Source organism: Moorena sp. SIO4G3, from assembly GCF_010692305.1.
GTDB lineage: Bacteria > Cyanobacteriota > Cyanobacteriia > Cyanobacteriales > Coleofasciculaceae > Moorena > Moorena producens_A.
Genome location: NZ_JAAHIG010000302.1, coordinates 1 through 10,737, shown reverse-complemented (window position 1 = coordinate 10,737; position 10,737 = coordinate 1). Strand labels below are relative to the sequence as shown.

Annotated in this window: 11 protein-coding genes; 7 read left to right on the top strand and 4 right to left on the bottom strand. The window is 45.8% G+C overall.

Annotated features, from left to right (window positions below; translation table 11 throughout):
• Window positions 1–306: 306 nt before the first annotated feature.
• Both iscB and katG read left to right on the top strand, forming a co-directional pair.
• Window positions 307–1,578: an RNA-guided endonuclease IscB gene (gene iscB, locus F6J99_RS33895; RefSeq protein WP_293119692.1), complete on the top strand. Its 1,272-nt coding sequence runs from the start codon at window positions 307–309 to the stop codon at window positions 1,576–1,578.
• 69 nt (window positions 1,579–1,647) lie between these two features.
• A complete protein-coding gene (katG, locus tag F6J99_RS33890; protein WP_293119690.1) occupies window positions 1,648–3,810 on the top strand; it encodes a catalase/peroxidase HPI in 2,163 nt (720 codons plus the stop codon).
• 311 nt (window positions 3,811–4,121) lie between these two features.
• On the opposite strand, the gene F6J99_RS33885 is transcribed toward katG, so the two are convergent.
• Genes F6J99_RS33885 through F6J99_RS33875 form a run of 3 tightly spaced genes read right to left on the bottom strand, consistent with a single transcriptional unit; the run spans window position 4,122 to window position 4,734 of the window.
• Window positions 4,122–4,337, bottom strand: coding sequence for a hypothetical protein (locus F6J99_RS33885; RefSeq protein WP_293119688.1), 216 nt, complete (start codon window positions 4,335–4,337; stop codon window positions 4,122–4,124).
• A 45-nt stretch (window positions 4,338–4,382) separates the two neighbouring features.
• Window positions 4,383–4,577, bottom strand: coding sequence for a MerR family DNA-binding transcriptional regulator (locus tag F6J99_RS33880; protein WP_293119686.1), 195 nt, complete (start codon window positions 4,575–4,577; stop codon window positions 4,383–4,385).
• Complete coding sequence (locus F6J99_RS33875; protein ID WP_293119684.1) at window positions 4,546–4,734, bottom strand: hypothetical protein; 189 nt, start codon at window positions 4,732–4,734, stop codon at window positions 4,546–4,548. Before F6J99_RS33875 ends, F6J99_RS33880 begins: the two co-directional genes overlap by 32 nt.
• Before the next feature lie 510 nt (window positions 4,735–5,244).
• Here F6J99_RS33875 and F6J99_RS33870 point away from each other — a divergent pair.
• Window positions 5,245–6,162 (top strand): calcium-binding protein, encoded by a 918-nt coding sequence (locus F6J99_RS33870; protein WP_293119682.1) that lies wholly within the window; start codon window positions 5,245–5,247, stop codon window positions 6,160–6,162.
• A 563-nt stretch (window positions 6,163–6,725) separates the two neighbouring features.
• On the opposite strand, the gene F6J99_RS33865 is transcribed toward F6J99_RS33870, so the two are convergent.
• Window positions 6,726–6,869, bottom strand: coding sequence for a hypothetical protein (locus F6J99_RS33865; RefSeq protein WP_293119680.1), 144 nt, complete (start codon window positions 6,867–6,869; stop codon window positions 6,726–6,728).
• A gap of 614 nt (window positions 6,870–7,483) precedes the next feature.
• Here F6J99_RS33865 and F6J99_RS33860 point away from each other — a divergent pair.
• The 4 genes from F6J99_RS33860 (at window position 7,484) to F6J99_RS33845 (ending at window position 10,180) form a co-directional block, all read left to right on the top strand.
• Window positions 7,484–8,041: a hypothetical protein gene (locus tag F6J99_RS33860; protein WP_293119678.1), complete on the top strand. Its 558-nt coding sequence runs from the start codon at window positions 7,484–7,486 to the stop codon at window positions 8,039–8,041.
• Window positions 8,042–8,112: 71 nt separating this feature from the next.
• Entirely contained in the window at window positions 8,113–8,427 is a 315-nt protein-coding gene (locus F6J99_RS33855; RefSeq protein WP_293119676.1) for a hypothetical protein, read from the top strand.
• A gap of 2 nt (window positions 8,428–8,429) precedes the next feature.
• Window positions 8,430–9,479, top strand: coding sequence for a metal-dependent hydrolase (locus F6J99_RS33850; RefSeq protein ID WP_293119674.1), 1,050 nt, complete (start codon window positions 8,430–8,432; stop codon window positions 9,477–9,479).
• Window positions 9,467–10,180, top strand: a complete 714-nt coding sequence (locus F6J99_RS33845; RefSeq protein ID WP_293119672.1) for a hypothetical protein — start codon at window positions 9,467–9,469, stop codon at window positions 10,178–10,180. Before F6J99_RS33850 ends, F6J99_RS33845 begins: the two co-directional genes overlap by 13 nt.
• Window positions 10,181–10,737 lie beyond the last annotated feature (557 nt).

Below are 10,737 nucleotides of genomic sequence, written 5' to 3'. Positions count from 1 at the left end.
GATTCATTGGAGCAAGCCGAAAGGCAAGCCTATTGGTTGAGGATACCTAAGAGCTGGGTGCGGTGAAAGTCGCACGCCCAGTTCGGAAGCGGAGGTGCCCTGGGTAATACCAGGCATCGACCGTAACAAAGAACTACGTTATTCCTAAGTGTTAAGGTTCCTACCTGAGGATGCGTAGCTAGTCTTCAGCTCTAGAACCCGGTCGTTAAACAGGTGTATTTGAGTTAAGCCAGTGCGACTGGGAAAGTACCGAGGAATAACATTGACAAAGCTAACTTAACCCTAGTAATAGGAGAAAACACAATTATGCGTGTCTTTGTACTCAACAAAAACCGACAACCCTTAGATCCATGCAAGCCTGCGAGAGCCAGAATTTTACTTTCGGTAGGAAAAGCAAAGGTCTATCGTCGTTACCCATTTACCATAATTTTGACGGAGGAAGTAAAACAGCCAATAACTCACGATCACCAACTCAAAATAGATCCTGGAGCAAAAATAAGCGGTTTAGCTATCGTCCAAGGAAAACGAGTAATCTGGGGATCTGAACTTACCCATCGAGGGTTTCAAATACAAGAGGCTTTGACCTCTCGTAGACAATTGAGACGTAGTAGACGTAATCGCAAGACTCGATACCGCAAGCCCAGGTTTCTTAACAGAACTAGATCAAAAGGCTGGTTAGCCCCCAGCTTGACGTCTAGGGTTCAAAATATTTTAACTTGGGTTAAAAAGTTGATTCGATTCTGTCCTATCACCGGCATATCCCAAGAATTGGTTAGGTTCGACACTCAAAAGCTGCAAAATCCTGAAATATCTGGTATCGAGTACCAACAGGGTACACTTTACGGCTATGAACTTCGGGAATATTTACTTGAAAAATGGAATCGCAAGTGTGCTTATTGTGGGGCAACAGGTACTCAGTTAGAAATCGAGCATATCAAGCCTAAATCTAAAGGTGGTTCCAATCGGGTTTCTAATTTAACTATTGCGTGTCATCCATGTAACCAGGCTAAATCCAATCAAGATATTGAGCTTTTTTTGTCGAAAAAGCCTAGTATCTTGAAACGAATACTGAGTCAATCATTACGCCCCCTGGCTGATGCGGCTTCTGTTAACTCAACTCGCTGTACGTTGTACTACGAACTGAAATCAATAGGATTGCCTGTTGAAGTGGGTAGCGGCGGATTAACAAAATTCAACAGGTGCCGCCAAAATCTTCCTAAAACTCATTGGTTAGATGCGGCCAATGTTGGAAAAGTTGAAACTCTGATTATTGAAGTAACCCTACCTTTGGTAATAACAGCCAAAGGACACGGCACTCGTCAGCTCTGTAGGACTAATAAGTATGGGTTCCCCATTCGTCATTGCTCCAGAATTAAATTTCACAAAGGCTTTCAGACAGGAGATATTGTCCGCGCCGTGGTGACTAAGGGGAAGAATATTGGTACTTATGTAGGACGGGTCGCAACCCGAAAATCAGGGTCTTTCAATATCTCAACGAAATCAGGACTAGTGCAAGGGATTAGTCACAAATATTGTCGATTTATTCACAGAAAGGATGGTTATGCTTATACAAACTAGATTCTGTCCTCATGAACCTCTCACCGTTAACCCTGCGGGTATAATGGGAGTCTCCAAGGAGGTAGAAAGATGACAAGCACTGGTGGTAAATGTCCGGTGATACACGGTAGTGTAACAACAAATAGTATGTCAGAGATGGAGTGGTGGCCGAAGGCACTTAATCTCGATATTTTGAGTCAGCATGATCGCAAAACTGATCCGATGGGAGTGGACTTTAACTATCGGGAGGCGGTAAAAAAACTTGATGTGGTTGCACTAAAACAAGACCTACACGCGCTGATGACCGACAGCCAAGATTGGTGGCCAGCGGATTGGGGTCACTATGGTGGTCTGATGATCCGTATGACCTGGCACGCGGCCGGAACCTACCGGATTGCGGATGGTCGTGGCGGTGCGGGGACAGGTAATCAACGTTTTGCGCCACTCAACTCCTGGCCAGACAACGCCAACCTAGACAAGGCACGCCGTCTACTCTGGCCGATAAAGAAGAAGTATGGAAGCCAGCTTAGTTGGGCCGATTTGATTACCTATGCTGGCACGATCGCCTACGAATCCATGGGACTAAAAACCTTTGGTTTCGCCTTTGGTCGAGAAGATATCTGGCATCCCGAAAAAGATATTTACTGGGGGCCAGAAAAGGAATGGCTTGCCCCCAGCGATAACCACCACAGCCGCTATTCTGATGAGCGAAAGCTAGAAAATCCACTGGCTGCGGTAACAATGGGGTTGATTTATGTTAATCCCGAGGGTGTAGATGGCAATCCCGACCCTATCAAAACCGCCAATGACGTGCGCGTTACCTTTGCCCGTATGGCGATGAACGACGAAGAAACCGTAGCCCTTACAGCTGGGGGGCATACGGTGGGCAAATGTCACGGTAACGGTGATGCCGGGTTGCTGGGCATGGAACCCGAAGGGGCAGATATCCAAGACCAGGGCTTGGGGTGGGTGAACAATACTGGTCAGGGTATTGGTCACAACACCGTTACCAGTGGTATAGAAGGGGCCTGGACGCCTCAGCCGACCCTGTGGGATAATGGGTATTTTCATATGCTGCTCAACTATGACTGGGAACTAAAGAAGAGTCCAGCAGGTGCGTGGCAATGGGAACCGATTGACCCGAAGGAAGAAGACAAACCCGTCAATGTTGCAGATCCGACGATTCGCGGCAACCTTGTAATGACCGACGCCGATATGGCCATGAAGATGGACCCAAAGTATCGAAAGATTTCCGAGCGGTTCTACAACGATCCTGAATATTTCAGTAATGTCTTCAGACGGGCATGGTTCAAACTGACCCACCGAGATATGGGGCCAAAGGCTCGCTATATTGGCCCCGATGTTCCAGAAGAGGATCTGATCTGGCAAGATCCTATTCCAGCCGGGAATACTGATTACGATATTCAAGCCGTAAAGGAATGCATTGCAGTAAGCGGTCTGAGCGTTAGTGAAATGGTTTGTACCGCTTGGGACAGCGCTCGTACATTTCGCGGATCGGACAAGCGCGGTGGCGCAAACGGGGCGCGAATTCGTCTGACTCCGCAGAAGGATTGGGAAGGCAATGAGCCAGCTCGTTTGGCAAAAGTATTAACTGTTCTACACAGCATTGCAGCAGAGACCAAGGCAAGCATAGCGGATGTCATCGTCTTGGCCGGTAACGTAGGTATCGAGCAAGCTGCTCAAGCCGCTGGCTTCGAAATTACTGTCCCCTTTTCTCCGGGGCGGGGCGATGCAACGGATGAGATGACCGACGCAGAGTCATTTGACGTGCTAGAACCCATTCATGATGCCTACCGCAATTGGTTGAAGAAAGACTATGCCGTCAGTGCGGAAGAGCTTATGCTTGATCGCACGCAGTTGATGGGACTGACGGCTCCCGAGATGACTGTGTTAGTCGGTGGGATGCGTGTGTTAGGGACCAATTATGGCGGCACAAAGCATGGCGTATTCACGGATCGTGAAGGTGCTTTGACTAACGACTTCTTTGTGAACCTGACGGATATGAACTACCTGTGGAAACCTGTAGGTCAGAATCTGTATGAAATCTGCGATCGCCAGACTAATCAGGTTAAGTGGACAGCGACACGGGTCGATCTTGTCTTCGGCTCCAACTCAATCCTTCGTGCCTATGCTGAAGTCTATGCGCAAGATGACAGCCAAGAAAAGTTGGTGCAAGACTTCGTAGCAGCCTGGACGAAGGTGATGAATGCTGATCGTTTTGATCTGGCCTAACTATGAATCTTGACACTCCCCGGTCTAAAGACGCGGGGCTTTCAGTGTTTGGCTTTCTAGTAAGGTTGGCAAAAGTAGTGTTTTTAGCCCTCTTTTGCCACTCTCGCCTTTGTATAGCAGTAGAGAAAAAGTGGTCGCTAGAGGCAACTGTCCCATTTTCGATACTTGGGAAACTTGTAGAAAACAGGGTATATCAACGTAAAATCGTGACTTTCCAATATTGACTGTCCCGTTTGGGGACAAAAGTGGGACATTTCAGATGGTTGCTGGAACTTTTATACAGCAAGCTTTTCAGCCTTAGCGACCAAAATTTATCCATCGCTATACAAAGGTGGATACGGTTTACCGCATTCTTCCCAGGTCCAGTTGGAAGCCGTTTTGATAGATAAAGCGATCGCAGCCATCGGGTTAAGTATCAAGGTGCTTTGCCTATCTCCACCATTAGATTGCTTTCCGGAAAGTGTGAAATAGTTGATTGGATTTATTTTTGCTGTATCCTTGACCATATCTGAATCATAACCAGTCAACACTCGTGTAAAATTCCTTTATTGCTTTCCGGAAAGCAACTCAAATCAATCCTCATAGACTACCGAGTCCAAGTCGTAGATTTTCCTACCCTTCTTGTTCTTGGTCGCCTTTATTTTGCCTGCCGCCTCCCAGTTCCTCAAAGTCCTAGTGGTTACCCCCAGAGCCTTGGCCGCCTCATTTGGTGTAACCATCCGGTCAATCACCGGCCTACCTTCCGGAAAGTTTGCTGGATTGATCATCCTCTTCAAGTTCCCCTGGAGCACAGTCCAGGTCATAGCGGCGTATGCCATGTTGAGTCCGTCTCATCTTGATCATCCCTGCTGCTGTCATGCTTTCGAGCATTTCCATCGGGACATCTAAAATCTGACAAGCTTCCAACGGGGTAACTAGTCTCATCTACAAGGTGCCTCATCTGTTCTGCTGTTAGCACCTCAAATCTAACTTTCTTTCCGGAAAGACCCCTTGAGGATGGAGACAGTCAGCAGATGCCCAATGAAAAACCCCAGCCGCAGCCGGGGACAAGCGCTAAAGTACTTGGTTTACTGACTTATGCCTAGGGTAGCGTCAAAGACAACGAAATGTAGCACTTCAGATTCTGAAACACGCATCAGGGTATTGGGTGTTGGGGTGTCGTTGACTCAATTGCTTTGGACTGTAATTTTCAAGTTTTCAGTAATTTGTTACAAAAGTTTATATAAAACTGTAGAAAATTTGGATTTTTGGAGTGATTAATATAGTGCAGGTTTTCAAAAAGCCTTGATTCTTAATTTCTAAACCACTCCTATTAATAATGGGTAGTTCTTGAATAGTTTTTCAGGGTCTCACTCACACAAATAGGGTAAATTTCCTTGAGCATAATAATCCACAAATTTTAAAAATAATTGCAATCGATAAGGAGTAAATGGTTTGGCAAATATTATTGGTAACAACTTCAACAATAACCTAAGAGGTACCCCTTTTAATGACCTGATGCGTGGTCTAGGTGGCAACGACCTGATGCGTGGTCTAGGTGGCAACGACCGGATGTTTGGAAATCTTGGCAACGACCGGATGTTTGGAAATCTTGGTAACGACACCCTCGATGGTGGTTTTGGTAACGACACTCTCGATGGTGGTTTTGGTCGTGACCGGATGTTTGGAAATCGTGGTAACGACCAGATGTTTGGAAATCGTGGCAACGACCAGATGTTTGGAAATCTTGGCAACGACCGGATGTTTGGAAATCGTGGTAACGACACCCTCGATGGTGGTTTTGGTAACGACACTCTCGATGGTGGTTTTGGTCGTGACCGGATGTTTGGAAATCTTGGCAACGACCTGATGTTTGGAAATCTTGGTAACGACACTCTCGATGGTGGTTTTGGTAATGACCGTCTCTTTGGGAATGCTGGTAACGATTTCCTCACTGGTGATAATGGTAAAGATACTCTAGTTGGAGGTTTGGGTTCAGATACCCTGAACGGTACTAATGATATTTTGAAAGGTGCTGGTGAAATTGATATCCTTGACCCTGGTGTTTTAGATGCCCGTCGTGACCTGATTATACTGGGCACCAATAACCTAGTAGCGATTCCGAATACCGTCTATTATACAGATCCTGGTGCAATAGATTATGCGGTCATTGACAATTTCGAGCGCAACTTTGATAAAATTGTGATTTCCGGACAATTTAACAATTACGATTTCAACCCATTCAATGGTATTGTGCATGGTGTTAATATTGTCAACGGCACTCGCATTAGCTTTGGTAATGAGACTATTGCTTATGTTGATTCTAATGGTTTACTGGGACTTAATGACTTTATCCAGGGGGGAAACCTATAAACTAAAATCCTTACTGGGTAATAATTTCAGCTCATAAGTTACAAAAAGATACATTCTGTTTTGGGCTGACGTTGGACGTAGTTATAAGGGTTTGAGCTTCCAGAAAATGAATTGAGGGTTAATTTGGGACTGTATCTTCCATGAGCCCATTGGCATCAAAGCCTTATAGAGTAAGCTTTTTGGGGCTCATGTCACCCCCTCAGGACTTTATCTAATCCCCTAACAAGTAGTATTGTTTGCTTGAACCATTTTCTGAGTTTTGAAGGTTACTAAGAAAAAATAATCCAGAAAACATTTCCAAAAAATTAACTTCAAACCCTTGTAATCCCTGGGTCAAAACCGATTTTATGGAGATGTCTTTTAGGTGTATTTACTTCAATTTGCGGTACTTCTAAATTTTTTTTAAACCCACCTCTTAGAGGCGGGTTTTAGTTTTACAGTAGTTTTACAGTTTGAACCCAAGAAACCATCAGGCCGCTTCCGATTGCACCAGTTGCGTGACCAGAGTATGAGGCGTAATGCTAGAGAAGCTGTCACGAAGTGCCAACAGCCTTGAAACCCTTTTACACAGGGAATTTCACCATGACTTGGTCATAGATTTCCTGAGCTTCCCCAATACTCAAGCGTGAATAGACCTCCAAAGACTGCCATGAGGAATGACCAGAATAGGGTTGAATTAAAGCATCATCAATTCCCTGTTTTTTCAACCAAAGCTTTCTGACGAAACTCACCTACTTCCCCGAACAGTTGCTGCTAAATGAGGGAACATTGTTGAGTTTCTTCTCTCCACCCTCCCTGGAACTAGGGCATACAGCCGAAATTTCAGCCAAATCCCCAACCATCGAGCGAACCTAATCCCTGCATCCAGGAAGCTATTGCGCCATAGATAAACGCAATCCCAAACAACTACCTACACCTCAACTCTCAGCACACAACCGACACCACCTATTCACAAAACCCCCAGCACACACCCGAAAACAAAAACACCGTGTACCCGAAAAGCAACCTCTGTACCAGAAACTGAGAACAGAAACTCCAGCCGTCGAGCTTCAACAACTGGGGAAACATTGGAATAAAAATCTCCCGGTCCTCAACTCAACCAATTATTTCGCTGCTCTATCTCCCCCAGACTTAACAACAACTACACCCTCGTAACCAGAGGATTTACATTTTCACGAATGGTAGTTATTGCTCAAGGCTTGAACCAGCAATTATTCAAGCTAAAATAACCATTGGAATTGAGCAGTACACCCCAGAATTATGGGGTCATTCCATAAATTTTTTCTCAGCCTTGTACATAATATGGAATCCCGAAAAAAAAATGTATAAACAGAATTATGCACCATCAGGGGCGATTCGCCCCGAAACGCTGATCAGTGAACTTAATATTAAAAAAGATGCTTACTATAACGACTTACATTACTTAGAGATAGAAGCACAGACCGATTCAGAAGGTAAGGCTTACCTGACACAGGAGCAAGCTGACCAAGTCCGTGCTCTGGGAAATCATGTTAAGAAAACTGGGAAAAGAAGTGGTTTCTATAACAATTCAATCCTTAAGGCTGATGATAGCAACCTCAGTGCAGAAAATCAAATTCCGACTACAGAAACCGAAGGAGATGTATATGTTCAACCAGAAAACCCGACTGATCAGTTTAATGTGAATCAACTGATGAGGTCAGCAGCTGAACTTAAGGCTCGTGAGTTAGCCATGGCTGACTTGGTAAGAGCTTTAGCCGACAAAATGGGTTGGGATGATTTGCCACAGGATTTGCAACAAAAAGTAATTGATGCTGAGGAAGCGGCTAACCCAAAATACACTCCCGCCTCCATAGCAGACACTCTGTTAGCTCAATATCGAAATCGAGGCGGGAGTTAGGGAAGGATTTTGAGAGAGCTTGCACTGCTGTTAGAGCTGGTAACTCTATACTCATCCTTGGGGAGGCTGGCGTGGGTAAGGGCGAGTTTGCCCAAGCCCTCTATGAGGAACTGCTGGGAGAGTATTCGGCTGCGATCGCAATCTACAAAGGAAGTGGGAAAAAGTTCTTTCAAGCCCTGGCCTTCCAGCTAGACATCCCAACCGAAAACGAGGAAGGTAAGCCTATTATTATTGCTGCTCTCATGAGCTTCGGTATCATCAGGTTCATTGGTATGGGGACTGGGAATAAGTCCCTCTATATATTTGGTGGAGTCAGTCTGGTTGCTGGGATGACCCTTAAGCAGTTAGGCAGTATCAGAGGTGCAAGAAAGAGGTTGGGACAGTAATCATGATGAGCATAACCCACAGCTTGATTGCAGCAGCAGGAACCAGCTTAGTCTTGGGAACTGCTGACCCATCGCTGTTGGGTTTAGCTGTAGTTGGTGCCCAGATTCCGGATATTGATACTACTACCAGCACTATCGGGAAAATTTTTTACCCTATCTCCAGCTGGATCGAAGACAGGTTTCCTCACCGCAGCATTACTCACTCACTGCTGGCCACTGCTACTATTGCTGCTGTCTCGATGGTTGTCGGACATTTTTGGTTGGGGGATTGGAAAGGTGCGATCGCTTTTCCCTTAGGTCACCTGTTAGCTTGTTTCTCAGATACCTTTACTAAGCAAGGGGTTCAGCTGTTCTGGCCTGAGCCAGCTTGGGCTGTATCTGTGAGCAACCCCAGACGACGGATTAAGACTGGGGGTGCTGCTGAGCTGTGGGTGCTAGTTTTTGCCACAGTGTTACTCATGATTGGCATCTGGTTGGCCAATGGTGGGGGAATCACAACGAAGGTTACTCAGAGTCTTGGACTTCGGGATGGTGCGATTACCAGTTACAACCAGAATGCCAGCACTAATCATATCTATGCCGAAATTACTGGTGTCTGGGCTAGCGATCGCTCTGATGCCTCTGGCCGCTACTGGATTATCGATACTGCTGGGAATGAGTTTATTGTTACGGATGGGAGGGGTATCTATAAGACCGGGGAACAGATTACTATCTCTAAGCTCACTACCAATATTGGTCAACCATCTCAAACCACAGTCAAGACTTTGAGTTGGGACGATGAAGACCCTATTCCCGGATTACGGCAGCTGGCAGCACAATACCCTGGTGCTGCGATTTTCGTTAATGGTCAAGTAGCTGTCGATTTCCCCGAAGATGTGAAACCAGCTGCACAGCTTAATCAACTTCAGACTGTTAGCGTGAGCGCCTCGACAGTAAGGTTCACCTATTGTCCACTGACTACAGCTATCACTAAGTTGACTGATCAGTATGCTGTGGGAAATCTAAGCGTAAAGATAATCTCACCAGCAGCAGTAGGACTATGGAATGGGTAAGTAATTTAATCGGGATTGGTATTGCTGGCACGGCAGCGGTGCTGGTTGCAGCTAGTCCAAGTCAAGTTTCTGTTGAACCAGTACCTGATGGCATTACCCCGGTTACACAAATTCAACCCACTGCACCAAAGCGACACCGGATAAACGTAACAGTGACGGCACCGGAGGATATTAAGGTCAAGCAGGGGGACAGAGTAAAGGTAGGTGAAACTCTGTCGGACCGCACTGCTCAACGAAAAACACTGGAAGCAAGACGGAACCAGCTGCAAATCGCGATCAATCAGATGAGTTTACCACTACCCCCGATCCAAGAACCACCAACACCTTCCTTTAGTGAAGAGGAAGCTGCGATCGCGAAGGCTCGGAATGATTTAGCGTTGGTGGAAAGGGAAATTGAAACAGCTCCACCCCTCCGCTTCAAGGTGGATTATCTCAATATCATCCACGACCAGGAGAAAATCCAGAAGCGACAACGGTTACAGGAAAAACGGATTAAAACGCAGATTGCGATCGATTCTGCTATTGCTCGGTTAAATGCTGCTAAAACTCGTTACCAACAACAGATTTACCGGCATTCTCTGGAGATGATGACTTATCAAACTAATCTACAGCGGCAGCAGTACCAGCTGGCATCCTTGGTGAAGCAATCCCAGGAGGTGGAGAAGGAGTTGGCAGAATTGAGTATTGTGCGATTCTCCTAGGGAGACGCTACGCGAACGCCCTATGCTGGTAGAGTAAGGCGAGTAAAGATTGTTTCTCAGACAGACCGGGTGATAACTGCTGAAATTACCCTTGATGTTAGGGATGGTGGTTGATTCTAGGGCAAGGGCATGTTTGTGGTAGGGGTGCCTTTGCTCAATAAGTTGAGAATAATCGGACAAGGTACTATTTTCGTTGTCGAATCTCTATCTCCTTATCCCACTCCCCACCTCTCGGAAGCCGACCATCGGGAAATTGCAGGGTCAGCGCCCCAATGTTGGTACCCACCACTTCTTCCAGTAGCTAAATATGCAACAGAATTAGCGAATGCTGCATGATGATGAAGATTTTAAGCTTTTCTAGGAATTATTTAAGCAGGTACACAAAATTAATTACACATTTTCAAAAACTCAAAGCCTTACAGGGTAAAGGCTGGTTGACTGACAAAAAGTTAAGCACAAATTGGTCAAATGCTTATCAGGAGGGAGATAGCAGGTATTGACAGCAAGTGAGTGGGAGCCAGCATTCTAAAGACAGATACCATTCAAATCCTAGGAAT

Bases quoted from the DNA above. Each gene is read 5' to 3' on its own strand.
- iscB (WP_293119692.1), top strand. From the start codon at position 307: ATGCGTGTCTTTGTACTCAACAAAAACCGACAACCCTTAGATCCATGC.
- katG (WP_293119690.1), top strand. From the start codon at position 1,648: ATGACAAGCACTGGTGGTAAATGTCCGGTGATACACGGTAGTGTAACA.
- F6J99_RS33880 (WP_293119686.1), bottom strand. From the start codon at position 4,577: ATGATCAATCCAGCAAACTTTCCGGAAGGTAGGCCGGTGATTGACCGG.
- F6J99_RS33875 (WP_293119684.1), bottom strand. From the start codon at position 4,734: ATGAGACTAGTTACCCCGTTGGAAGCTTGTCAGATTTTAGATGTCCCG.
- F6J99_RS33860 (WP_293119678.1), top strand. From the start codon at position 7,484: ATGTATAAACAGAATTATGCACCATCAGGGGCGATTCGCCCCGAAACG.
- F6J99_RS33850 (WP_293119674.1), top strand. From the start codon at position 8,430: ATGATGAGCATAACCCACAGCTTGATTGCAGCAGCAGGAACCAGCTTA.
- F6J99_RS33845 (WP_293119672.1), top strand. From the start codon at position 9,467: ATGGAATGGGTAAGTAATTTAATCGGGATTGGTATTGCTGGCACGGCA.